The organism is Mesorhizobium sp. M0062, from assembly GCF_040323125.1.
GTDB lineage: Bacteria > Pseudomonadota > Alphaproteobacteria > Rhizobiales > Rhizobiaceae > Mesorhizobium.
Window position 1 is genome coordinate 25,160 of the sequence record NZ_JAMYUO010000005.1, and the last position, 24,162, is coordinate 49,321.

At 62.9% G+C, this 24,162-nt stretch carries 24 protein-coding genes and 1 tRNA gene; 12 read left to right on the forward strand and 13 right to left on the reverse strand.

Annotated features, from left to right (window positions below; translation table 11 throughout):
- Window positions 1–114: 114 nt before the first annotated feature.
- Window positions 115–621, forward strand: coding sequence for a Holliday junction resolvase RuvX (gene ruvX / locus NKJ64_RS07975; RefSeq protein WP_023688595.1), 507 nt, complete (start codon window positions 115–117; stop codon window positions 619–621).
- Here the strand turns inward: ruvX and NKJ64_RS07980 are convergent.
- From NKJ64_RS07980 to NKJ64_RS07990, 3 genes are all read right to left on the reverse strand, one after another.
- Window positions 539–880: a DUF6105 family protein gene (locus NKJ64_RS07980; protein ID WP_023670995.1), complete on the reverse strand. Its 342-nt coding sequence runs from the start codon at window positions 878–880 to the stop codon at window positions 539–541. The genes ruvX and NKJ64_RS07980 overlap by 83 nt on opposite strands.
- Entirely contained in the window at window positions 880–1,467 is a 588-nt protein-coding gene (locus NKJ64_RS07985; RefSeq protein ID WP_023726664.1) for a hypothetical protein, read from the reverse strand. Before NKJ64_RS07985 ends, NKJ64_RS07980 begins: the two co-directional genes overlap by 1 nt.
- Before the next feature lie 124 nt (window positions 1,468–1,591).
- Window positions 1,592–3,220: a DNA alkylation response protein gene (locus tag NKJ64_RS07990; RefSeq protein WP_023670993.1), complete on the reverse strand. Its 1,629-nt coding sequence runs from the start codon at window positions 3,218–3,220 to the stop codon at window positions 1,592–1,594.
- Window positions 3,221–3,416: 196 nt separating this feature from the next.
- Here NKJ64_RS07990 and NKJ64_RS07995 point away from each other — a divergent pair, with 196 nt between their 5' ends.
- The 4 genes from NKJ64_RS07995 to dprA are packed head-to-tail and all read left to right on the forward strand — an operon-like array spanning window position 3,417 to window position 7,451.
- A complete protein-coding gene (locus tag NKJ64_RS07995) occupies window positions 3,417–4,382 on the forward strand; it encodes an aspartate carbamoyltransferase catalytic subunit (protein WP_023806087.1) in 966 nt (321 codons plus the stop codon).
- Window positions 4,379–5,665, forward strand: coding sequence for a dihydroorotase (locus tag NKJ64_RS08000; RefSeq protein WP_023684667.1), 1,287 nt, complete (start codon window positions 4,379–4,381; stop codon window positions 5,663–5,665). The genes NKJ64_RS07995 and NKJ64_RS08000 overlap by 4 nt, the downstream gene beginning before the upstream one ends.
- A 56-nt stretch (window positions 5,666–5,721) precedes the next feature.
- Window positions 5,722–6,327, forward strand: a complete 606-nt coding sequence (plsY, locus tag NKJ64_RS08005; RefSeq protein ID WP_352462311.1) for a glycerol-3-phosphate 1-O-acyltransferase PlsY — start codon at window positions 5,722–5,724, stop codon at window positions 6,325–6,327.
- Window positions 6,324–7,451, forward strand: coding sequence for a DNA-processing protein DprA (gene dprA, locus NKJ64_RS08010; protein WP_023670989.1), 1,128 nt, complete (start codon window positions 6,324–6,326; stop codon window positions 7,449–7,451). The genes plsY and dprA overlap by 4 nt, the downstream gene beginning before the upstream one ends.
- A gap of 218 nt (window positions 7,452–7,669) precedes the next feature.
- On the opposite strand, the gene NKJ64_RS08015 is transcribed toward dprA, so the two are convergent.
- Window positions 7,670–8,812 carry a hypothetical protein gene (locus NKJ64_RS08015; protein ID WP_352462313.1) on the reverse strand — a complete coding sequence of 381 codons (1,143 nt, stop codon included), beginning with the start codon at window positions 8,810–8,812 and terminating at the stop codon, window positions 7,670–7,672.
- A gap of 258 nt (window positions 8,813–9,070) precedes the next feature.
- Here NKJ64_RS08015 and NKJ64_RS08020 point away from each other — a divergent pair, with 258 nt between their 5' ends.
- From NKJ64_RS08020 to NKJ64_RS08045, 6 genes are all read left to right on the forward strand, one after another.
- Entirely contained in the window at window positions 9,071–9,955 is an 885-nt protein-coding gene (locus NKJ64_RS08020) for a dihydrodipicolinate synthase family protein (protein WP_352462315.1), read from the forward strand.
- A gap of 23 nt (window positions 9,956–9,978) precedes the next feature.
- The gene (locus tag NKJ64_RS08025; RefSeq protein ID WP_023726669.1) at window positions 9,979–10,638 is read left to right on the forward strand and encodes a GntR family transcriptional regulator; all 660 of its coding nucleotides are present in this window, start codon (window positions 9,979–9,981) and stop codon (window positions 10,636–10,638) included.
- A 63-nt stretch (window positions 10,639–10,701) separates the two neighbouring features.
- Window positions 10,702–12,039, forward strand: a complete 1,338-nt coding sequence (locus NKJ64_RS08030) for an ABC transporter substrate-binding protein (RefSeq protein ID WP_023829656.1) — start codon at window positions 10,702–10,704, stop codon at window positions 12,037–12,039.
- Window positions 12,039–12,977 (forward strand): carbohydrate ABC transporter permease, encoded by a 939-nt coding sequence (locus NKJ64_RS08035; RefSeq protein WP_023670984.1) that lies wholly within the window; start codon window positions 12,039–12,041, stop codon window positions 12,975–12,977. The genes NKJ64_RS08030 and NKJ64_RS08035 overlap by 1 nt, the downstream gene beginning before the upstream one ends.
- Window positions 12,978–13,799 (forward strand): carbohydrate ABC transporter permease, encoded by an 822-nt coding sequence (locus NKJ64_RS08040; protein ID WP_023684659.1) that lies wholly within the window; start codon window positions 12,978–12,980, stop codon window positions 13,797–13,799.
- Window positions 13,800–13,838: 39 nt separating this feature from the next.
- Entirely contained in the window at window positions 13,839–14,900 is a 1,062-nt protein-coding gene (locus tag NKJ64_RS08045; protein ID WP_023706206.1) for an ABC transporter ATP-binding protein, read from the forward strand.
- Window positions 14,901–14,947: 47 nt separating this feature from the next.
- Here NKJ64_RS08045 and NKJ64_RS08050 read toward each other — a convergent pair.
- Window positions 14,948–15,023: transfer RNA gene (locus NKJ64_RS08050), tRNA-Lys, on the reverse strand.
- A 322-nt stretch (window positions 15,024–15,345) separates the two neighbouring features.
- Here NKJ64_RS08050 and NKJ64_RS08055 point away from each other — a divergent pair.
- Window positions 15,346–15,837 (forward strand): BA14K family protein, encoded by a 492-nt coding sequence (locus NKJ64_RS08055; RefSeq protein ID WP_023706205.1) that lies wholly within the window; start codon window positions 15,346–15,348, stop codon window positions 15,835–15,837.
- 90 nt (window positions 15,838–15,927) lie between these two features.
- Here the strand turns inward: NKJ64_RS08055 and NKJ64_RS08060 are convergent, their stop codons facing one another.
- The 8 genes from NKJ64_RS08060 to NKJ64_RS08095 form a co-directional block, all read right to left on the reverse strand.
- On the reverse strand, window positions 15,928–16,404 hold the full coding sequence (locus NKJ64_RS08060; RefSeq protein WP_023684656.1) for a DUF6882 domain-containing protein: 477 nt from the start codon (window positions 16,402–16,404) through the stop codon (window positions 15,928–15,930).
- A 22-nt stretch (window positions 16,405–16,426) separates the two neighbouring features.
- Window positions 16,427–17,920: a glycerol kinase GlpK gene (gene glpK / locus NKJ64_RS08065; RefSeq protein WP_023706204.1), complete on the reverse strand. Its 1,494-nt coding sequence runs from the start codon at window positions 17,918–17,920 to the stop codon at window positions 16,427–16,429.
- A gap of 89 nt (window positions 17,921–18,009) precedes the next feature.
- The gene (locus NKJ64_RS08070; RefSeq protein WP_023670978.1) at window positions 18,010–19,737 is read right to left on the reverse strand and encodes an ABC transporter substrate-binding protein; all 1,728 of its coding nucleotides are present in this window, start codon (window positions 19,735–19,737) and stop codon (window positions 18,010–18,012) included.
- Window positions 19,738–19,814: 77 nt separating this feature from the next.
- Entirely contained in the window at window positions 19,815–20,102 is a 288-nt protein-coding gene (locus tag NKJ64_RS08075; RefSeq protein WP_023670977.1) for a DUF2160 domain-containing protein, read from the reverse strand.
- Window positions 20,103–20,169: 67 nt separating this feature from the next.
- The gene (locus tag NKJ64_RS08080) at window positions 20,170–21,084 is read right to left on the reverse strand and encodes a carbohydrate ABC transporter permease (protein WP_023670976.1); all 915 of its coding nucleotides are present in this window, start codon (window positions 21,082–21,084) and stop codon (window positions 20,170–20,172) included.
- A gap of 1 nt (window position 21,085) precedes the next feature.
- Window positions 21,086–21,952: a carbohydrate ABC transporter permease gene (locus NKJ64_RS08085; protein WP_023670975.1), complete on the reverse strand. Its 867-nt coding sequence runs from the start codon at window positions 21,950–21,952 to the stop codon at window positions 21,086–21,088.
- Window positions 21,953–23,044, reverse strand: coding sequence for an ABC transporter ATP-binding protein (locus tag NKJ64_RS08090; RefSeq protein WP_352462316.1), 1,092 nt, complete (start codon window positions 23,042–23,044; stop codon window positions 21,953–21,955).
- Window positions 23,045–23,058: 14 nt separating this feature from the next.
- The gene (locus tag NKJ64_RS08095) at window positions 23,059–24,138 is read right to left on the reverse strand and encodes an ABC transporter ATP-binding protein (RefSeq protein ID WP_023684650.1); all 1,080 of its coding nucleotides are present in this window, start codon (window positions 24,136–24,138) and stop codon (window positions 23,059–23,061) included.
- Window positions 24,139–24,162 lie beyond the last annotated feature (24 nt).

Here is a 24,162-nt window from a genome sequence, read left to right on the forward strand (position 1 = left end):
AAATTAAAGTGACATAGTGTGCTCGCGGTTCAAAAGAACGTGTCGCGCTCTTTGTGACGGCAAGTCTGGGTCACGGTTAGACTGGGTCACGGTAAAACTGGTTGGGGAAAGCCGTTGGGCATCATAGCAATCGAGGATCTGCCGGCACGGCTGGAGGGCGGCAGGACGCTGGCCGGGCTCGACCTCGGCGACAAGACGATCGGTGTCGCCGTTTCCGACCGCGGCCTGTCCTTCGCCCATCCGCGCGCGGTCATCCTGCGCAAAAAGTTTTCGCTGGATGCGGCAGCGCTGCTCGCCCAGCTGCAGAAGGACAATGTCGGCGCGTTTGTACTCGGTCTCCCCATCAACATGGACGGTTCGGAAGGTCCCCGCGCCCAGAAGTCGCGCGCCTTCGTGCGCAACATGGCAGGTATAACCGACCTGCCCTTTGTGCTGTGGGACGAGCGGCTGTCGACGGTGGCGGCGGAGCGGACGCTGATCGAGATGGATTTCTCGCGCCGAAAGCGCGCCGGCAAGATCGATTCGGCGGCTGCGGCCTTTATTCTGCAGGGAGTTCTGGACCGGCTCCAGTCGCTTGACCCACGCGATCGGACGGAACCGGATTCCCCGCCTGCCGCCTGACCCAGGCCATGATGTTGCGGCGGCGGCGAAACGCCCACAATGCCATCAGCAGGAAGCCGTCGAAGATGCAGGCCCTTGCCACCATGCCCGGAATGATCGCCGGATCGATGCCCAGCATCTGCCCGTAGAGCTGAAACACGAAATCATGCAGCTGCCGGCTGAGCATGACGTAGCCGAAATTGATGTCGTTGAGCGACAGGAAGAACCAGCCCCAGAACAGAGCGAGTGGCGCGGCCCACAATGCGAACAGCGTGCGCATCAGTGACCGTCCCTGCGGCTGGAGCCGCCTCTGCGACCGCTGGGACCAATGTCCGGACGGCCGGAAATGCGCGATAGCAAGGAGCCGTGCGCGGCACCCTTGGCCATGGCATGGGCGGTGGCGCGGCTCTCTGCCTCCCGAGAAACCATGACAGCGAAGACCGACCTCCGCTCGGCCAGCATGGCGACATAGGAGGCCAGAAGTGCCGCCAATTGCACGGCGACAACCAAAAACAGGCCGTTGATGCCTCGCGCTGCGCCGCCGATCAGGATGAGCGACAACACCGCGGATGCCGAAATGAAGGCGGTCCGCGCCACACTGTCGGCTTCGTCCGGGCTCGCTGCGGCGTTAACCAGGCTCTCGACGAAGACCCAGCAAAACAGCACCGCCACGACCAGCAAGGCGATGGCCAGCGGCGCCACGACGGCAGCATTGTCGAGATCGGCCAGACGAGTGTTTTCCACGACGACGCCGAGCACGCCCAGAGCGCCCGCAACGCCGCGGTTTCCATCGACACAGATGAACGCCAGCAGGGCGAAAACCAGCGCCCAGTGCAAGGCCAGAAAGGACGTCAAAATGTGCCGCATGGCATTCCTGCTTTGGTGACAAAGACAGTGGGGTCTGCGGCCTGCGGCTGCAACGGAAACCATTCGTTAAGGTTAACGGCTGTCCACAGGCAGGCAAATTCGTTCACGGCCTGGCGGAAGGCCCTCAATTCACCGGCGGATAGAGCGTGTCGATGATCATGCGCGCATCGTGGCGCGAATCGAGCATGCCATAGGTGTTGCGCCACTGGCCGGCGAGCCGCGTCTCGACGAAGGCGTCCGCAATCCGCCCTGCCCCCAGCCGGCGCAATTCCGCAGCTGCCGCCGACAGCGCCAGCTGTTCGGTCAGCAGGCGGGCCGACCCCTCATCGGTGCCGGCGACCTGCATGGCCGCCTTGAGCACGCCAATGGTTCCGCGTCCGCCGGCGCCGAGATCGCGGTCGATGCCGGCCAGCACCTCCTCGAACAGGCCGGGCGCGCGGCCGAGCACGCGCAGCACGTCGAGCGCCATGACATTGCCTGAGCCCTCCCAGATCGCATTGACCGGGGCTTCGCGGTAGTAGCGGGCGAGCGGCGCTTCCTCGACATAGCCATTGCCGCCGAGGCACTCCATCGCCTCATAGAGCAGTGGCGGCGCGATCTTGCAGACCCAGTATTTGACCACCGGGGTCATGGCGCGGGCAAAAGCAGCCTCGCCGCGGTCGCCGGCAGCCTCGTCGAAGGAGCGCGCCAGTCGGAACGAGAGTGCCGTGGCGGCGGCGACATCGAGCGCCATGTCCGCCAGCACGCGCTGCATAAGCGGCTGTTCGATCAGCGTCGAGCCGGCCACCTGGCGGTGACGGGCGTGATGCACGGCCTCAGCCAGCCCCGCTCGCATGATTGCCGACGAGGCGACGGCGCAGTCGAGCCGGGTCAGCGTGACCATGTCCATGATCGTCTTTATACCGGCGCCGGGCTCGCCGACCATCTCGCCGATGGCGTTGACGAACTCTACCTCCGATGAGGCGTTGGAGCGGTTGCCGAGCTTGTCCTTCAGCCGCTGAAAGCGGAAGCCGTTGCCGGAACCGTCGCCGAGGATGCGCGGGACGAGAAAACAGGAAAGCCCTTCCGGCGCCTGTCCAAGCACGAGAAAAGCGTCCGACATCGGCGCCGACATGAACCATTTGTGGCCGGTGAGGCGATAAAAGCCGCTGCCGGCGCGTTCGGCCCGTGTGGTGTTGGCGCGCACGTCGGTGCCGCCCTGCTTTTCGGTCATGCCCATGCCGAGCGTCAGCCCGGCCTTGTCGACCGGCGGCTTCTGGCTCTGGTCGTATTTGCGCGTCGTCACGCGCGGCGCCCATTCGCGAAACAGCTTTGGGCTGGCCATCAGGGCGGCCAGCGAAGCGCTGGTCATGGTGATGGGGCAGAGATGCCCGGTCTCGAGTTCGGCGGTCAGGTAGAAACGCGCGGCGCGCACCTGATGGCGACGGCCGATCTCGCTATCGCCGTTTTCCCAGATCGAGGAATGCAGGCCGCCGGCAACCGAGCGGCGCATCAGCGCATGATAGGCCGGATGGAATTCGACGAGGTCGATGCGCCGGCCCTGACGGTCATGCGTGCGGAGCTTCGGCGTCTCGACATTGGCGAGGCGCGCCAGCTCCTGCGCCTCCTGCGTCAGGACGAACCGGCCAAGCCCGTCGAGGTCCTTGCGCACCGGATCGGAAAAACGCTCGGCAAGCTGGATCAGCAACGGATCGCCCCGCCAGGCGTTGCCGCCCGTCAGCGGCGGCGGCTGGTTGGTCACGTCGTCGGTCACGCCCAATCCTTCTGAAAGTAGAAGGGCCTTCTAACGGTAGAAAGGCCTTATCATCACAAGGCTTCGAATCCGAAGCAATCGGCTAGATATAGCCCAAGCCAGGCGGCGCGCGCGACGAAAATACCGGGGAGAAAGGCCGCAATCCCAAGCTGGCGCTTGCGGCAAGGAATTCTCCCCCCTATAGCAGCGCCTTGAGATGACCGACGCTTCGTCCCTGCCGCTTTATCCTCACCGCCATCTTCTGGGCATCCGCGATCTTTCCCCCGGTGACATCGAGCTTCTGCTCGACCGGGCCGATCGCGCCGTCGCCATTTCGCGGCAGTCCGAAAAGAAGACCTCGACGCTGCGCGGCCGCACCCAGATCAACCTCTTCTACGAAGCCTCGACGCGCACGCAGTCGTCGTTCGAACTGGCCGGGAAACGGCTCGGCGCCGACGTCATGAACATGTCGGTGGCGAGCTCTTCGGTGAAGAAGGGCGAGACGCTGATCGACACGGCGATGACGCTGAACGCCATGCGGCCCGACATCCTGATCATCCGCCACCAATCGGCGGGCGCCGCCGCCCTTTTGGCGCAGAAGGTTGGCTGCTCGGTGGTCAATGCCGGCGACGGCGCGCATGAACACCCGACGCAGGCGCTGCTCGACGCGCTGACCATCCGCCGTGCCAAGGGGCCGCTGTCGAAACTGATCGTAGCGATCTGCGGCGACATCCTGCATTCGCGCGTCGCGCGTTCCAACATCATGCTGTTGAACGCGCTTGGCGCGCAGGTGCGGGTCGTGGCGCCGTCGACGCTGCTGCCGTCCGGCATCGAGAAAATGGGCGTCATCGTCTCGCGCTCGATGGCCGAGGGCCTCAAGGGCGCCGACGTGGTGATGATGCTGCGCTTGCAGCGTGAGCGGATGGAAGGCGCCTTCGTGCCTTCGGTGCGCGAATATTTCCGCTATTTCGGCCTCGATGCCGAAAAACTGAAGGCCGCCAAGGACGGCGCGCTGGTGATGCATCCAGGTCCGATGAACCGCGGCGTCGAGATTGCCTCCGAGATCGCCGACGGGCCGCAAAGCGTCATCCAGGAACAGGTCGAGATGGGGGTGGCCGTGCGCATGGCGGTCATGGAAGCGCTGCTCGATCCCCGCCGCAATGCAGAGGGCCGCGGCGCATGAGCACGACGGTCTTTGAGCGCGCCCGCATCGTCGACCCGTCACGCGGCATCGACGAGGTCGGCACCGTCATCGTCGAAGGGAAAAAGATCGTTGCCGCCGGCAAGGCTGCCCTGAACCAGGGCCTGCCGGCGGGAGCCACCGTGGTCGACTGCGCCGGCAAGGCGATCATTCCCGGCCTGATCGACGCGCGCGTCTTCATCGGCGAACCGGGCGGCGAACATCGCGAGACCATCGCTTCGGCCAGCGTTGCGGCGGCGGCCGGCGGCGTTACCTCCGTCGTTATGATGCCCGACACGGACCCGGTGATCGACAATGTCGCGCTGGTCGAATTCGTGCTGCGCACCGCCCGGGACACGGCAAGCGTCAACATCTTTCCGGCGGCGGCGATCACCAAAGGCCTCGCCGGTCGCGAGATGACCGAATTCGGCCTGTTGCGCGAGGCCGGTGCGGTCGCCTTCACCGATGGGCGGCACACAATATCCAGCGCACTGGTGATGCGCCGGGCTCTCACCTATGCCCGCGATTTCGGTGGCGTCATCGCACATGAGACACAGGATGGCGACCTCGCTTCGGCAGGCGTGATGAATGAAGGCCTGTATGCTAGCTGGCTCGGCCTTGCCGGCATTCCGCGCGAGGCCGAGTCCATCCCACTGGAGCGCGACCTGGCGCTGGCGCGGCTGACGCGCGGCGCCTATCACGCGGCCAAGATCTCGACGGCGACGGCAGCGCAAGCGGTGACGCGGGCGAAAGCCGACCAGGCCAATGTCACGGCGGGCGTGGCGATCCACAATCTGTCGCTGAACGAAAACGATGTCGGGGAATACCGCACCTTCTTCCGGCTGACGCCGCCTTTGCGCGCCGAGGAAGACCGGCTGGCCATGATCGAGGCGGTCAAGGACGGCACGATCGACATCATCGTCTCCTCGCACGACCCTCAGGATGTCGACACCAAGCGCCTGCCCTTCGCCGATGCAGCTGCCGGCGCGATCGGGTTGGAGACGCTGCTTGGAGCAGCGCTTCGGCTCTACCACAATGGCGACGTGCCGCTACTTCGGCTGGTCGAAACACTGTCCACCGCACCAGCAAGGCTGTTCGGCCTGCCGGGCGGCACGCTGAAGCCGGGAGCGCCGGCCGATCTTGCGCTGATCGACCTTGAAGAACCCTGGATCGTGAGTGAAAGCGGCATCCGCTCGCGCTCGAAAAACACCTGCTTCGAAGGTGCGCGGCTGCAAGGCATGGTCTTGCAAACGCTGGTGGCGGGCCGCACAGTGTTTTCGAGCTAGAGCGATCGCGCCACGTCGCAGACCGATATGTTGCTGGGGAAATGCGGGGGCAAACAATGAGTTATAACGTTATCCTGGCATTGCTGTTCGGCTATCTCCTCGGCTCGATTCCCTTCGGCTTCTTGATCACCCGCGCGGCCGGCCTCGGCGATGTGCGCAAAATCGGCTCCGGCAATATCGGCGCCACCAACGTTCTGCGCACCGGCAACAAGGGCCTCGCCGCCGCGACGCTGGTGCTCGACGCGTTGAAGGGTACGGCGGCGGTGATGATCGCGCGCCATTTTGGACACGACTACGGACTGTGGGCCGGCCTTGGACTCTGGGCGGGCCTTGGCGCCTTCCTTGGCCATCTGTTTCCGGTCTGGCTCGGTTTCAAGGGCGGCAAGGGCGTGGCGACCTATCTCGGCGTGCTGATCGCGCTCGGCTGGCATGTGGCGCTGATCTTTATCGTCGTCTGGCTGGCGATGGCTTTTCTGTTTCGCTATTCCTCGCTGGCAGCGCTGACGGCGGCGGTCATCGTGCCGATCGCGCTTTATTTCTGGAGCACACCTGAGACCGCCGGGCTGTTCCTGGTGATGAGCCTGATCGTCATCTTCAAACATCGCGCCAACATTTCGCGCCTTCTTGCCGGCACCGAAGGCAAGATCGGAGCCAAGGGTTGAGCAAGCCCGCCGCCGGGCCGCGCCTCAGCGACCGGCAGCGGCTGAGCTGGCTGCGGCTGATCCGCACCCAAAATGTCGGCCCGGCCTCGTTTCGCGAATTGATCAACCGCTTTGGTTCGGCCGAGGCGGCGTTGGAGATGCTGCCCGAGCTGATGATTTCGGGCGGAGCCAAAAGGATCATGCGCATTCCTTCCGTGGAGGAAGCCGAAGCGGAACTCGACGCAGCCAGTGAAAACGGCGCCCGCTTCGTCGGCATCGGCGAGGCCGACTACCCGCCGATGCTGAAAAACATGGACAATCCGCCGCCACTGATTGCCGTGAAGGGCGAGGCAGCCGTCTTTCGCCTGCCGGCGGTGGCCATCGTCGGCGCCCGCAACGCGTCGCTCGCCGGCATCAAGATGGCGCGCATGCTGGCGGCGGATCTTGGCCGCGACGGCTACGTCATCGTTTCCGGCCTGGCGCGCGGCATCGACACGGCAGCACACCAGGGCAGTCTCTCGACTGGTACAGTGGGTGTGCTGGCCGGTGGGCTCGATGTCCCCTACCCGCCCGAAAATATCGGCTTGTGCGACGACATTGCCGAGCGTGGCGGCGCCGTTATTTCGGAAATGCCGTTCGGCTGGCAGCCGCGGGCGCAGGATTTTCCGCGCCGCAACCGGCTTGTCGCGGGCGCCGCCCTCGGACTGGTGGTGATCGAAGCTGCGCAACGCTCCGGCTCGCTGATCAGCGCGCGCCTGGCCGGCGAGATGGGCCGGCTGGTCTTTGCCGTACCGGGTTCGCCGCTCGATCCGCGCTGCGCCGGCTCCAACGGGCTGCTCAAGGATGGCGCCACCCTGGTCACCGAGGCGGCCGATGTTTCCGGTGCGATCGCACCCTTGGCGGGCACGCGAACGCGAAGCATTGCGCCGCCAGAAAAGGCACCCGATTTTTCGGCAACACCCCCGCCCGGTGAGGACGAACGCAGCGGCGTGCTCGAGGCGCTGGGCCCAACGCCGGTGGGCGTGGACGAGATCATCCGCCACACCGGCCTCAACGCCGCGCAAGTCTCCATGGTGCTGCTGGAACTCGACCTTGCCGGCCGCATCGAGCGCCATGCCGGCGGCAATGTCTCACTGGTTTCGTGACGTTCCAGCCGATCCCGCCGCACGTCGGCCGTAACTCACGCGTCGAGGGGCACGCCGGCGGCGCCAACGCCGGTACAGATACCACCGCAGGGTATTTTTCCAGGCGGCTCTCGGAAAAGCACTCCGCCATTCCAGGGCTCTCCGTTGCACTGACGATCACGCTCGCAATGGCATACTCGACAGCTGACGAAAACCGGGCTCGACAGTCTGCGCATCAGTCAGCGGAACAGATACTTCGATACCTCCGGATTGCCACGGCGCCACATCACATTGTCGAGAAAATAATGGTGCACATTGATGAAGATGAGCACGATGAAGAAGAACAGCGATGACCCCAGCACTTGCCTGTCATAGGGAATCAAAGCCGTCAGCGCGGATGGGATCAGCCAGAAGCCGAGATAGCCAAGGGCCGTGCCGCCGACGATGAAGCCGAGGAGCCGAAACCTGTAGAGGGGGCCAAGAAAGGACAGGATTTTCGGCTGCGGATCGCCTTCGGCATCGGAACTGTCTCGCTCGACGTTCGTCTGGTAGCGCCAGACCACGGCGAGATACTGCAGCGAGTGGAGCGCGGGCACGATCAGCAGCCAAAGCGGGTTTACGCGCGCAATCAAGATCCAGAGATAGAGCGACGCCACATAGGCCACCAAACCGTTATAGGGCAGGCCGCCGCCGTTCTTCCGCCAACGATTGACCAGCATCAACAGCGTGGCCGCCGTCGACGCAACGGCCGCCAGCATGGCGATTCTGGTGACCCAGGAAGGGGCCGCGAATGTGTAATAGTCCAGGCCATAATATTTGCCCTGGGTGACCGCCGTATTCGTCTGCAGCCACGCCAGGATCCACACGGCATAGGAGTTGACCAGCAGCACCTTCTTGTCGCGGTCGTCGAAGAATTTGCGCTTCAGCACCGCATCCACCATCAGCATGCCGTAGCCCTGCTTGACGTAGTGCCAACCGACAAAAAAGAACATGGCGTTGGTGGCATAGCCGAGCAGGCGCGTGTTCGCCGCCGCGGCGCCATAGGCAAAGAACCCGGCCATGACCAGGGGCACGACAATGCCCGCGAAGATGTAGCGGAGCTGCAAGCTCCTGTCGTAGCCGTCGCCCGTCACCTTGCGCCCGAAATTGCGGTAGAAGAGCTGGTAGGAGTGGGCGAAGTGGGGATAGTTCACGAGATAGGCCACGAAGACCATCGTTGCGGCCACCGGACCTTCATATTCGAGCGGAACGAGAAACAGCACCGGCAGGATGAGAAAGGCGCTGCCGCCCAGCATGAGGAAATCGGCGACCCGGCCGAAGAGGTACTTTTGAGGCGCCGCCGCCTTAGGAGCGACAGCATCCGCCGAAAGCTGAAGTGTCATGTCAGAACCCTCCCCTGGGAAAGGCTGAGTTTAGCCATCGACTGGGATGGGGACAAGGTTGGAGCTGCCGCTCCGCGCCCGAACACTGGACCATCCTGCTGTTTCGCCAATGGTCTCGATCCGCCATGGCTTGAACCCGTGAACCTCTCGATAAAAAAGGTGGGGGCCCTCCGCTGTTAAAAAAGCGCACCACCCCAATTTACGACTAACATGTTAGTGTGCTAGCACAGCATACATACCTGCTTCGGAGACCTTCCGGTGACATCACGCTTTGGACTTTCGGCCGCTCTCGCCACGCCTTTCGATGCCCGCGGGCAGATCGCCACCGCCCCCATGATCGCTCAGGCCAAAAGTTGCCTGGCGCAGGGTTGCGGCAGCGTGACGCTTTTCGGCACCACAGGGGAAGGCGCGTCGGTGGGCACGACGGAGCGGCGGTCGGTGACCGAAGCCATGCTGGCTGCTGGAATCTTGCCGCATCAACTCGTTGCCGGCGTGCTGGTCGACGCCGCCGAAGACGCCGCCGAACAGGCACAGCATGCCTTGCAGCGAGGCGCCCGAAACATTCTGCTGGCCCCGCCGAGCTACTTCAAGAATGTCGGCGAGGACGGCCTTTTCGGCTGGTTCTCCGCCGTCTTTGCCGCGCTCGGCCCCCTCGCCCGTGACGTGCTGCTCTACAACATCCCTTCGGTTACCATGGTGCAGCTTTCGCTTGGCCTGATCGGCCGGTTGCGCACTGCTTTTCCCGACGTGGTCGCCGGGGTCAAGGATTCCGGTGGAAATTGGAGCTACAGCGAGGCGCTGCTTGCCGCCCATGGCGATCTGGTGATCCTGATCGGCGATGAAAGGCATCTGGCGCGTGCGGTGCGACTGGGTGCTCAAGGCGCAATCTCGGGCATGGCCAATTTCGTCCCGGGCGAAATCCGCGCCATGGCCGAGGACGGGCGCGACGATCCTCGCGTCGAGAGTTTTGTGCTCGAATTGCTCAAATATCCGGTCACCCCGGCGGTAAAGGTGATGGTGGCGCGTAAGACCGGCGACGAGCGCTGGCTGGCGGTCCGTCCGCCGCTGGAGCCGATCGCGTTGCAAGGGCAGCAGCAGCTTGCCTCAGCCTATGACAGCTTGTTTGCCAGGGAACCGGCCTGACCGGCAAAGGGAAGCGCGCCGAAATGGAAGACGGCAACGAACCGACCACCCTCAGGGAGAAGGCCTATGCCAGCTTCACGCGGCATTTGCTGGCGCGCGACTTCAAGCCAGGCCAGTTCGTGTCGCAACGTGAGCTGGTTGCCTTCACCGGACTGCCGCTCGGCGCCATTCGCGAGATCGTGCCGCGTCTCGAGGCGGAAGGACTGCTGACGACCATTCCGCAGCGCGGCATGCAGATCGCCCATATAGACATCAGCCTGATCCGCGAGGCCTTTCAGTTCCGCCTGTTCATGGAGCGTGAAGCGGTGGCGCTGTTTACGGTCAGCGCCTCCGACGCCGAGCTTGCCCGCTTGCGGCGCGAGCATGAGGACATGCTTGCCCGGGCGCTGGAGCAGACCCCGACGCCGGAGATGGAGGCCAAGGCGCAGACCATCGACTGGGCCATGCACGACACGTTCATCGATGCGCTGGGCAACGAGATCATCGCCAAGGCCTATCTGGTCAATTCGGTGAAGATCCGCCTGATCCACCAGGAGCGGTTCCGTATCGACGGGCGCGTCGTGCCGGTCATGCGCGAGCACCTGGCGGTGATCGAAGCCATGGAGAGCCGCGATCCAGGGAAGGCGGTCGAGGCGATCAGTCTGCATATCGACAAGGCGCGCCGGCTGGCGCTGCAGATCTGAGGAAACCTGAGCCGCACCGCGGTCCGCGATGCAATCGATAACGACAACAACCGGGAGGAAGAAATGTCGTCCAATCTGTTCAACCCAACCAGGAGGCAACTGCTTCAGGGAACCGCCGCACTTGCCGCCGCCGCCATTGCCGGTGTTCGCCCAAGCTTTGCCGCCGGCGTCGACTGGAAGCGCTTTGCGGGAACGACGCTTGACGTCAATCTGGTGAAAAGCCCGCGCAGCGACACGCTGATAAAATACATCGCCGAGTTCGAGGAACTGACCGGGATCAAGGTCAATGCCGAAGCGACGCCGGAACAGCAGCAGCGCCAGAAGACGGTGATCGAACTGAGCTCCGGCAAACCGAGCTTCGACGTCGTGCATCTGAGCTACCACGTGCAGAAGCGCCAGTTCGAAAAGGGCGACTGGCTGGCCGACATATCAGGCTATCTCGCTGACCCGACCCTGACCGATCCTGCGCTGGTGGAAACCGATTTCGCCGATGCCGGCATGCTGTTTGCCAAGGACGGCCAGGGCGTGCTGCGCTCGCTGCCGTTCTCGGTGGATTACTGGATCGTCTACTGGAACAAGGAATTGTTCGAGGCCAAGGGCCTCAAATACCCCGAGACGTTCGAGCAGCTGGTGGCCGCCGCCGAAACGCTGACCGATCCGTCGACCAACACCTACGGCTTTGTCGCCCGCGGCCTGAAAAACGCCAACACGCCGGTGTGGACGTCGCTGATGCTCGGCTACGACATGACGCCGCTCGACGACAAGGGCAAGCTGCGCACGACCTCGCCCGAGGCGGTCGAGGCCGCCAGCCTCTACCAGCGGCTGATGACCAAGTCGGCGCCTCCAGGCGTCACCGGATTCAACTGGGCCGAAGCCCAGTCCGCCTTCCTGCAAGGCAAGATCGGCATGTGGTTCGATGGCGTCGGCTTTGCCCCGCCGATGGAAAACCCGGAAAAGTCACGAGTGGTCGGCAAGGTCGGCTACGGCGTCATGCCCAAGGGGCCCAAGGCGCATGCCGCCGGCACCTTTGGCGACGGCCTCGGCGTGACGGCCGCCAGCGAGAAGAAGGAGGCCGCCTACCTCTTCTGCCAGTGGGCGATTTCGCCCGCCATGGGCGCGCGCCTGCTGCAGGCGGGTGCCGGCGTGCCGTTCCGCAAGTCGGTGCTGGAAGATCCCAAGGTGCGCGAAGGCGTCACCATGCCGGCGAGTTGGCTCGATGCCGTGGTCGGCTCGGGCAATGTCAGCCGGCTGTCGCTGCCGGTCATCATTCCGGTCACCGAGTTCCGCGACATCTATGGCGTGGCGCTGACCAATCTGATCGCCGGCGCCGATCCGGCGGAGGAACTAAAGAAGGCCACCGAGCAGTTCCAGCCGGTGCTCGACCGGAGCGAGCAAGGCTGATGTCCGCCATCACCCCAGAACGCACCGGGGTGACGACGCAAGCCATCGAAGGGGGCCAGACCATCCGTCTGGCTCCCAACTACTGGCCTTTCGTCGTCCCGGCGCTCGTCGTCGTCGGCGCCGTGATCGTCTTTCCCTGGGCCTTCACACTGTGGATGAGCGTCAACCGCTGGACCCTCGGCCAGGCGCGAAGCTTTGCCGGGATGGAAAACTATCTGCGGCTGGCAGTCGACCAACGCTTCTGGGAATCGCTTTTCCATACGCTGACCTACACGGCGCTTTCGGTCGCGGCGCCGATGTTCCTTGGCACTGTCGCGGCGCTGATCTTCGACGCCAAATTTCCGCTGCGCGGCCTGTTGCGCGGCGTCTTCGTCATGCCGATGATGGCAACGCCAGTCGCCGTGGCGCTGGTCTGGACGATGATGTTCCATCCCCAGCTTGGCGTGCTCAACTATCTGTTGTCGCTGGTCGGCATCCCGGCGCAGGAATGGATCTTTAATGCCAGGACGGTCATCCCGTCCCTGGTTGCGGTCGAGACCTGGCAATGGACGCCGCTGGTGATGCTGATCGTGCTGGGCGGCTTGGCCTCCGTGCCGCGCGAGCCCTTCGAGAGCGCCGAGATCGATGGCGCCAACGCCTGGCAGCAATTCCGCTATCTCACCTTGCCGATGATCGCGCCGTTCCTGATGATCGCGATGATCATCCGCACCATCGATGCGCTGAAGAGTTTTGACATCATCTATGCCATGACCCAGGGCGGACCGGGCACGGCCTCGGAAACCATCAACATCTATCTCTACAACACCGCCTTCTCCTACTACGACATCGGCTATGGCTCGGCCATGGCCGTGGTGTTCTTCATCGTCATCGTCGCGCTGTCCTTCATCCTGCTGATGCTGCGCCAGCGCTCCCAATGGATCGGGGTGGAGGGCAAATAGATGAGTTCACGGCTGCTCAACCGGATCGGGCTGTTTTTCGCGGCTCTGGTCTTCGTCTCGCCGGCGATCCTGTTCTTCCTCTGGATGGTCTCGCTGTCGCTGAAGTTCGAGATCGACAACGGTGCATACCCGCCGATTCTGATCCCGGAACATCTCGCCTGGTCGAACTATGTGAAGGTATTCGAGGAGAACAATTTCCTGCTCTATTTCTGGAATTCGGTTCTGGTGACGGGCACGGCAACGTTGCTGGCGCTGCTGATCGGCGTGCCGGCCGGCTATGGCATCGCGCGGCTCAAGGCCGAACGCTCGGCGGTGGTCATCATGATCGCCCGCATGACGCCGGGGCTTTCCTATCTCATTCCGCTGTTCCTGCTGTTCCAGTGGGTCGGCATTCTCGGCACGCTGTGGCCGCAGATCATCATCCATCTGGTGGTGACGGTGCCGATCGTGGTCTGGGTGATGATCGGCTATTTCGAGACCACGCCGATGGAGCTGGAAGAAGCGGCCAACATCGATGGCGCCAGTTCCTGGCAGGTGTTCCGGCTGGTCGCCTTGCCCATCGCCAAGCCGGGCATTGTCGTCGCCTTCATCCTGTCGATCATCTTCTCATGGAACAATTTCGTCTTCGGCATTGTGCTCGCCAGCCGCGAGACTCGCACGCTGCCGGTCGCCGTCTACAACATGCTTTCCTACGAGCAGGTGAGCTGGGGTCCGCTCGCCGCCGCAGCACTTGTGGTGACGCTGCCGGTGCTGGTGCTGACCCTGTTCGCGCAAAGGCAGATCGTCGCCGGGCTGACCGCAGGCGCCGTCAAGGGCGGCTGAGGCACGGCCCCGACATCACTCATTTCCGGGAGAAATCCAATGGCATCGGTAACAATCAACAACGTTCAGAAGGCTTTCGGAGCCGCCAAGATCATCCACGATGTCAGCGTCGACATCGCCGATGGCGAATTCGTCATCCTGGTCGGGCCGTCGGGCTGCGGAAAGTCGACGCTGCTGCGCATGATTGCCGGACTGGAAACGATCTCGGGCGGCAGGATCGCCATTGGCGATCGCCTCGTCAACAATCTCAGGGCGCGCGACCGAAACATCGCCATGGTGTTCCAGAACTACGCGCTCTATCCGCATATGACGGTGGCCGACAATATGGGCTTTGCCCTGAAGATCAAGAAAGCCGATCCGGCCGACACCGCCGGCCGCGTCGGCAGGGCCGCCAGCATTCTCGGCCTGGACAAGCTGCTCGACCGCTATCCGCGTCAGCTTTCCGGCGGCCAGCGCCAGCGCGTCGCCATGGGCCGCGCCATCGTGCGCGACCCGCAGGTGTTCCTGTTCGACGAGCCGCTGTCCAATCTCGACGCCAAATTGCGCGTGCAGATGCGCGGCGAGATCAAGGCGCTGCACCAGCGGCTGGGAACCACCACCATCTACGTTACCCACGACCAGATCGAGGCCATGACCATGGCCGACAAGATCGTCGTGCTGCATGACGGCCTTGTCGAGCAGATCGGCGCGCCGCTCGATCTCTACGATCGCCCGGCCAACCTCTTCGTTGCCGGGTTCATCGGCTCGCCGGCGATGAATTTCATTCGAGGCCATGTCGAGGAAGGTGTTTTCCGCAGCGCCGGTGGACTGATCTTGCCGCTGCCAGAAGGCATCGACCTGACCAACATACCCGGCCGCGACCTCATCTACGGCATCCGCCCCGAACACATCCGAGCGACGACCGCCAAAGGAATCCCCGGCACGATCGTGCTTCTGGAAGCAACGGGTTCGGAAATCTTTGCCCGGGTCGACTGCGCCGGAGAAGAAATCTCCTGCCTTTTCCGCGAGCGGCTGGCACTGAAACAGGGCGAGCAGATGCGCATCGAGATCGACCGCGCCTGCGCTCATCTGTTCGACGTCAAGACCGGGCGGCGATTGTAGGGGGCGATGGGGGCTGCTGACAGGGCAACTTCCGCACGAAATATTTCTGGTGAGCGCGTCGGGGTTCGAACCCGAGACCTACTGATTAAAAGTCAGTTGCTCTACCGGCTGAGCTACGCGCTCCCGCGGGCTCTAAAGGCCGCCCTCGAAATTGCGCGGAACATAGGGAGAGTGCCGCGACCGGTCAACCGGAAAAAGATGGCCCTTCGACCGGGGTTTCAGCCATCGCCAGACGCGCCGCAAATTGCGTCGTCACCAGCCCGGTGAGCCGCTCCCGCAACGTGGTCGCCGCTTCGATCTGTTGGCGCGCGAGACGCGCCTTTTCTCACGCGCCGAATTCGAGAAACATTACAAATCAGCAACTTACTGTTTTGGTGGGAACCATCGCACGAGCGGGCCGTTTTCGTCTCACAAGGGACGTCAACCACCCTTCAAGGAGAAGATCATGAACAAGATCGCAACGGGTCTACTGGCGACCACCCTGTCAATTTCGTTTGCCGCGGCCGCCGCTATGCCGGCCAATGCCGCCCAGATGTTCGTGCCCCAGTCATCAGCAACTTCGTCCGACATCGTGAATGTGAGCGATTCTCGTCATGACAACTGGCGGTGGATGCGCCATGGCAACCGCAATTCCGGCAATCGCGATTTCCGCGTAGGCCGCCAGTTCTCGCGCAACAATGATGGCGGCAGCTATTGGAATGGCCATCGCGGCTATCGCGAATATCACCGCGGCTATCGCCGTCACGGCGACTACTGGTTCCCGCTGGCTGCCTTCGCCACCGGCGCCTTGATCACCGGTGCGATCGTCAACAGCGAGAACAACCGCGGCGATGCCCATGTGCAGTGGTGCTACGACCGCTATCGGTCGTACCGCGCTTCGGACAACACATTCCAGCCCAATTACGGCCCGCGTCAACAGTGCAATTCGCCCTATTGAGCTGAGTTGGTACCAAGTGTTGAGTAGAAAAGCCTGCGCCGGCAACGGCGCGGGCTTTTCCGTAGGTTGCTTGGGTACGGGCGCGGCGGATTAGCTGGCCCAATTGACGCTCTTGAAGATCAGATACAGGGCTCCGCCTTCACCACGCGGAGAACGGTATGCGCCGAGGCCGTTGCAGATTCGAACCGCAGCTGCGGTCATTTTCCAGCCGAGCACTTCCAAGTCGTTGTTCAAATCTATCGCATAGGGTTGAGCCAGCTCATCAATGGAATGCTCCTGTCCGAAAGACCGAACCAGCTCTGCGTCGGCAAGCAGGTCGCCAGGCAGGTTTGAATTTGCCCAAGCCCAGAGCCAGTTGCTGGCCTTGGCACTCGTCGATCCGGCGATTTGGATTTCGGCGACGACCTTGGTGATGCCGTTGTCCGAGAACAGAAGCTTTCCTTCTGTCAGATCATAGTCATAGCGAGGCCAACTGCCGAGTCGGAACTCCTGCTGCAAGCGTGCATTCTTTGCATCCAATTGTTCGACAGCCTCGTCGCGCCAGGCCCCATACCAGTGTGGATTCATCCCCTTCCCCCGCCATGATTTACTACCGCGCGCTCAGCGTCCGGCGCACCGCATTGCGCCAGCCCGCGAGCTTTGCCGAGCGCACCGTGGCATCCATGTCCGGCTTGAAGCGGCGCTCGAGCGCCCAGCTCTTGGCAAAATCCTTCGCCTTCGGCCACACGCCTGCTTTCGAGCCGGCAAGCCACGCCGCACCCAGCGCCGTCGTCTCCAGAATGGTCGGGCGATCGACCGGCGCATCGAGGATATCGGCCAGCCGCTGCATGGTCCAGTCGGAGGCCACCATGCCGCCGTCGACGCGAAGCACGGTTTTGGCCGACGCCCCCTTCCAGTCCTTGCGCATGGCGTCGAGGAGATCGCGCGTCTGGTAGGCGACGGATTCCAGCGCCGCGCGGGCGAACTCCGCCGGGCCAGAGTTGCGGGTCAGCCCGAAGATCGCGCCACGCGCCTCGGCGTCCCAATGCGGCGCGCCGAGACCGACGAAAGCCGGCACCAGATAGACGTTCTGCGTGGGGTCGGCGGTTGCCGCCAAAACGCCGCTATGCTCGGCCTTGCCGATCACCTTGATGCCGTCGCGCAGCCATTGCACGGCGGCACCCGCGATGAAGATCGAGCCTTCCAAGGCATAGGTAGTCTTGCCGTTCAGCCGATAGGCGATGGTGGTCAACAGCCGGTTCTTCGAGCGCACTAGATCGGCGCCGGTGTTGAGCAGCGCAAAGCAGCCGGTGCCATAGGTCGATTTCATCATGCCTGGCTCGAAACAGGCCTGGCCTATGGTCGCTGCGTGCTGATCGCCGGCCACGCCAAGGATTTTGATTTCGGCGCCAAACAGGCTTTTTTCCGTCACGCCGTAGTCGTCGGCGCAATCCTTGACCTCAGGCAGCATCGCCACCGGGATGCGCAGGATGGAGAGCAGCTCGTCGTCCCAGACATTTTTCTCGATGTTATAGACCAGCGTGCGCGAGGCGTTGGTGGCATCCGTCGCATGCACCTTGCCGCCGGTCAGCCGCCAGATCAAAAAACTGTCGATAGTGCCGGCGAGCAGTTCGCCCTTTTCGGCGCGCTTTCTCGCACCGTTTACCTTGTCCAGCATCCAGGCGATCTTGGTGCCGGAGAAATAGGGATCGAGCAGCAGGCCGGTCTTTTTGGTGAACTTTTTCTCCAGGCCGTGTTTTTTCAGCTTCTGGCACAGCGGCGCGGTGCGGCGGTCCTGCCAGACGATGGCATTGTGGATCGGCTTGCCGGTCGCCTTGTCCCAGATGACGACGGTTTCGCGCTGGTTGGTGATGCCGATCGCCGCCACATCCGAGGCCTCGCGGCCGGCGGCCTTCAGCGCGCCTTTGACCGTCGCGACGACGCTTGCCCAGATCTCTTCCGGATCATGCTCGACCCAGCCGGAGGCAGGATAATGCTGCGTGAATTCCTGCTGCTTGCTGCCGGCGACCTTCATCGCGCCGTCGAACAGGATCGCCCTGGTCGATGTCGTACCCTGGTCGATTGCAAGGATGTATCCGGTCATTAGTCCTCCCGGTAGCTCGCCTATACAAACAGGGGAGACGGCAAGATGCCGCCTCCCCGTTCACTAAGATCCTGGCGCGTACGCCAAGATTACTTCTGCCAGCTCTTCACCAGTTCGTCGTAGTTGATGGTGATCGGCTTTTCCTTCTCGTTCTCGATCTTCAGCTGAGGCGCGAGATTGCCGTTCTTGACCGCGTCGGCGTTCCAGTAGGCGAGGTCATGCTCTTCGGCCATCTTCGGGCCGATATCGCCCTGGACGCCCGACTTCTCGATGCGGGTCATGACTTTTTCCTGCTCGGCGCAGAGCGAGTCCATGGCTTCCTGCGCCGTCTTGGCGCCGGACGAGGCATCGCCGATCGCCTGCCACCAGAGCTGTGCCAGCTTCGGATAATCGGGCACGTTGGTGCCGGTCGGCGACCACTGAACGCGGGCCGGCGAGCGGTAGAACTCGATCAGACCACCGAGCTTCGGCGCACGTTCGGTGAAGCTCTTGTCGTGGATCGTGCTTTCGCGGATGAAGGTCAAGCCGACATGGCTCTTCTTCACGTCGACCGTCTTCGAGGTCACGAACTGCGCGTAGAGCCAGGCGGCCTTGGCGCGGTCGGTCGGCGTCGACTTCATCAGCGTCCAGGAACCCACGTCCTGATAGCCGAGCTTCATGCCGTCCTTCCAGTAGACGCCATGCGGCGACGGGGCCATGCGCCACTTCGGCGTTCCGTCGTCGTTCAGCACCGCCTTGGCGCCGGCGTCGACCATCGAAGCGGTGAAGGCGGTGTACCAGAATATCTGCTGCGCGACCGCACCCTGTGCCGGCACCGGGCCGGATTCGGAGAAGGTCATGCCCTGGGCTTCGGCCGGAGCGTAGGCCTTCAGCCAGTCGAGGTATTTCTGGATCGAGTAGACGGCAGCCGGGCCGTTGGTGTCGCCGCCGCGCGCCGTGCAGGAGCCGACCGGCTGTGATTTCTCGTTGACCTTGATGCCCCATTCGTCGACCGGCAGGCCGTTCGGCAGGCCCTTGTCGCCGTTGCCGGCCATCGACAGCCAGGCATCAGTGAACCGCCAGCCGAGCGACGGGTCCTTCTTGCCGTAGTCCATGTGGCCATAGACCTTCTTGCCGTCGATCTCGCGGCCGGTGAAGAACTCCGCGATGTCCTCATAGGCCGACCAGTTGACGGGAACGCCGAGGTCGTAGCCGTATTTCGCCTTGAAGTCGGCCTTGTTCTTCTCGTCGTTGAACCAGTCGTAACGGAACCAGTAGAGGTTGGCGAACTGCTGGTCGGGCAGCTGATAGAGCTTCTTGTCCGGCGCGGTGGTGAAGGAGGTGCCGATAAAATCCTTCAGGTCGAGGTTCGGATTGGTAACGTCCTTGCCCTCGCCCGCCATCCAGTCGGTCAGGTTGCGGACCTGCTGGTAGCGCCAGTGGGTGCCGATCAGGTCGGAATCGTTGACCCAGCCGTCATAAAGGTTCTGGCCGGTCTGCATCTGGGTCTGGATCTTCTCGACGACGTCGCCTTCCTGGATGACGTCATGCGTGATCTTGATGCCAGTGATGGCGGTAAAGGCCGGCGCCAGCACCTGCGATTCATACTGGTGGGTGGCGATGGTTTCGGACACGACCTTGATGTCCATGCCGGCGAAAGGCTTCGCGGCATCGATGAACCACTGCATTTCTGCTTCCTGGCCGGCCCGGTCGAGCGTCGACAGCGGGCCGATTTCCTTGTCCAGAAACGCCTTGGCCTCATCCATTCCGGCGTAGGCGTTGCCTACCCCGAGCAACAGGACAAGGGCAGTTGTTGATGTTAAAAATTGCCGTCGCATAGGTTTCCTCCACATTTAGGTTTCAAGTGCGATCTGGAACGGCCACCGGCACGCGGTCGATCCAACAGTTTCCCCCTCTATACGTAGCGGAACACGCCGACGGCGTAGACCACGGAGAGAGCGAGAGCCCACCACAGGTTGGATCCGACAAGACCCAGCCAAGCGAGATGGATAAAGGCGCTGCCAAGCAGCGACAGAAAAAGACGGTCGCCGCGCGTCGTCTCGAAGCGCAGGATGCCGACGCGCGGATTGCCGCCCGGCGAGGCAAATTCCCAAAACGCCATGCCGCACAGCAGCAGAAGAATGGTGCCGAAGAACGCCGCCGTCGGCCACGTCCACGCCATCCAGGTGAGGTCGAGATTCATGGTGACACCCTCCCCAGGGCAAAGCCCTTGGCGGTGGTGGTGAGGATGAACCCGTGCTTTTGTTTCATCACACCCTCCCCAGGGCGAAGCCCTTGGCGATGTAGTTGCGGACAAACCAGATGACGAGCGCGCCGGGGATCAGCGTCAGCACGCCGGCGGCAGCGAGCAGGCCCCAATCCATGCCGGCGGCCGAAACGGTGCGGGTCATGGTGGCGGCGATGGGCTTGGCATCGGTGGTCGTCAGCGTGCGAGCGATCAAAAGCTCGACCCATGAGAACATGAAGCAGAAGAAGCAGGCGACACCGATGCCACTGGCGATCAGCGGCATGAATATCCTGACGAAGAAGCGCGGGAAGGAGTAGCCGTCAATATAGGCTGTTTCGTCGATCTCTTTGGGCACGCCCGACATGAAGCCTTCGAGGATCCACACCGCCAGCGGCACGTTGAACAGGCAGTGCGCCAGAGCCACCGCGATGTGGGTGTCGATCAGGCCGAAGGCAGAATAGAGCTGGAAGAACGGCAGCGCGAACACTGCCGGCGGCGCCATGCGGTTGGTCAACAGCCAAAAGAACAGATGCTTGTCGCCGAGGAAGCGGTAGCGCGAAAAGGCGTAGGCCGCCGGCAGCGCCGCAGCCACGGAAATCACCATGTTCATGACAACATAGGTGATCGAGTTGATGTAGCCCGAATACCAGGACGCATCGGTAAAGATAGTAACGTAGTTGGCGATCGTAGGCTGATGCGGATAGAGCGTCAGCGAGGAGACGATCTCGGCATTGGTCTTGAAGCTCATGTTGATGAGCCAGTAGATCGGCAGCAGAAGCACGATGATGTAGATCGTCGGCACGATCCACCACCAGCGCGATTCCTCGCCGCGCTTGCGCATCAGCCGGGCGACCTGATCCTGCGAAAGCGTGCTCGCCAATTTTCCCGAAGCGGTGGTTTCGCTCACTCTGTCGGCTCTTTCGTTGGCGCCGCTCATCTCAGCGCTCCGCGTCGTAGTTGGTCATCACGGTGTAGAACACCCACGACAACAACAGGATGATCAGGAAGTAGACCAGCGACATGGCGGCCGCCGGACCGAGGTCGAACTGGCCGAGCGCGGTCTTGACGAGGTCGATCGACAGGAAGGTGGTCGAGTTGCCGGGGCCGCCGCCGGTGACGACGAAGGGCTCGGTGTAGATCATGAAGCTATCCATGAAGCGCAACAGCACGGCGATCAAAAGCACACGCTGCATCTTCGGCAGCTGGATGTAGCGGAACACCGCCCAGCGCGAGGCGCCGTCGATCTTGGCCGCCTGGTAGAAGGCATCCGGGATCGAAACCAGGCCGGCATAGCAGAGCAGCACGACAAGGCTGGTCCAGTGCCAGACGTCCATGATGATGATGGTGACCCAGGCGTCGAACGGATCCTGAACGTAATTGTAGTCGATGCCGAGCGCGTTGACGTAGTAGCCGAGCAGGCCGATGTCGTTGCGGCCGAAGACCTGCCAGATGGTCCCGACGACGTTCCACGGAATGAGCAGCGGCAACGACATAAGCACCAGGCAGACCGGCACGCCCCACCCCTTCTTCGGCATGTTGAGCGCGATGAATATGCCGAGCGGCACTTCGATGGCCAGGATGATGAAGGAGAAGATCAGGTTGCGCACCATCGCTTCCCAGAAGCGGCTGGACGACAGCAGTTCCTCGAACCACTGGGTGCCTGCCCAGAAGAAGACGTTGTTGCCGAAGGTGTCCTGCACCGAATAGTTGACGACCGTCATCAGCGGAATGACGGCCGAGAACGCCACCAGCACCAGCACCGGCAGCACCAGGAACCAGGCCTTGTTGTTCCAGGTCTTTTCCATCTATGCCCCCATCTCGACACGCCCCATCTCAACCAGCCAGGAATCGGCATAGATGTTGATGCCGGCCGGATCGAAGCGAACCTTTGGGTCGGCCGGCACGCTCTCGTCCTCGCCAATGACGGCGGCGATCTCGCGGCCTTCGAGGCTGGCGCGCACCACCTTGTGGCGGCCGAGATCCTCGACCTTGCTGATTTTAACCGCCATGCCCTCGCGGCCGAGCCTGACATATTCGGGGCGGATGCCGAGTTCGATGGCGCCGGAGCTCCCAGCGGCGGTCTTTGGCGCGCCGGGCAACTCGATGCGCTGGCTGCCAATGGTCGCAGTCTTGCCGTCGATCGCCACCGGCATGACGTTCATGCCGGGCGAGCCGATGAAGTAACCGACGAATGTGTGGCGCGGGCGCTCAAACAATTCAGCCGGCGTGCCGATCTGGACGATGCCGCCATCATACATGACGACGACCTGGTCGGCGAAGGTCAGCGCCTCGGTCTGGTCATGGGTGACATAGACCATGGTGTAGCCGAAGCGGCGGTGCAGTTGCTTCAACTGCGATCGCAGCACCCACTTCATGTGCGGATCGATAACCGTCAGCGGTTCGTCGAACAGGATGGCATTGACATCCGAGCGCACCAGGCCGCGGCCGAGCGAGATCTTCTGCTTCTGGTCGGCGGTCAGGCCCCTCGCCTTCTTCTTCGCCCACGACGCCAGGTCGATCATCTCCAGCGTCTCGCGCACCTTGCGGTCGACATCGGCCTCCGGCACGCCGCGGTTGCGCAGCGGGAAGGCCAGATTGTCGTACACCGTCATGGTGTCGTAGATGACCGGGAATTGGAACACCTGCGCAATATTGCGCTCCTGCGTCGACAGATTGGTGACGTCCTTGCCGTTGAACAGCAACTCACCGTGCGAGGGTTGCAGAAGTCCCGAAATGATGTTGAGCAGCGTGGTCTTGCCGCAACCCGAGGGCCCAAGCAGCGCATAGGCGCCGCCATCCTCGAAAGTGTGGTGCACTTCCCGCAGCGCAAAATCGGCATCCTTCTGCGGGTTGGGCAGGTAGGAGTGCCTGACATGGTTGACGTCGATGCGCGCCATCTCTTTCTTCCCCTTCAGGCCGCAAGCTTCGGCGCGGCGACGGCGCTGCCGTTGCTGTCGAAGACCATGATGTGGCGCGGATCGATAAACACCTCGATCTCGGCGTCGGGCTCGAAATCGCGGATGCCGTGGGTCAGCATGACCCAGCGCGCATCGGCGAAATCGAGATGGATGAAGCTTTCCGAGCCGGTGATCTCGGTGATCGTCACCTTGGCGCGCACCGGCACCGCGGCGGCGTTGGGCCGCTCGAGCGACAGATGATGCGGCTGGAAGCCGATCGTGTAGTTGGCGTCGGCAATGCCGGCGAGTTCGGCAGGTACCGGCAGCTTGACGCCGCCCTCGAGCAGGAAATCCGGGCCCTTCTTGGCCAGCACGATGGTGTTAAGCGGCGGATCGGCAAAGGTTTTCGCCGTCACCAGGTCGATCGGCTTGCGGAAGACGTCGATGGTAGGCCCGAATTGGGTGATCCGCCCCTCGGACAGCGTCGCCGTATTGCCGCCGAGCAGCAAGGCTTCATGCGGCTCGGTCGTGGCGTAGACGAAAATAGTGCCGGCGGCGGCAAATATCTTGGGCAGTTCGGCGCGCAGCTCCTCGCGCAATTTGTAGTCGAGATTGGCGAGCGGCTCGTCGAGCAGCACCAGGCTGGCATTCTTGACGATGGCGCGAGCCAGCGCCGTACGCTGCTGCTGGCCGCCGGACAGGCTGAGCGGCGTGCGGTCGAGATAGGGTGTGAGCTTCAAAAGCCCTGCCGCGTTGCGGACTTCCTTGTCGATCTTGGCCTGGTCGGTGCCGGCGACGCGCAATGGCGAGGCGATGTTCTCGTAGACGGTCATCGCGGGGTAGTTGATGAACTGCTGATAGACCATGGCGATCTTGCGCTGCTGCACCGGCATGCCGGTGACATTCTGGCCGTCGAACCAGACTGAACCGGTGGTCGGCACGTCGAGCCCGGCCATCAGCCGCATCAGACTGGTCTTGCCCGACAGTGTCGGCCCGAGCAAAACGTTGAGCGAGCCGTGCTGAAGCGTCAGCGACACGTCGCGGATATGCTCCACCGCGCCGACCATCTTCGTCACGTTTCTCAGTTCCAGCATGATGCCTCCTCCCAGGCTTTGTGC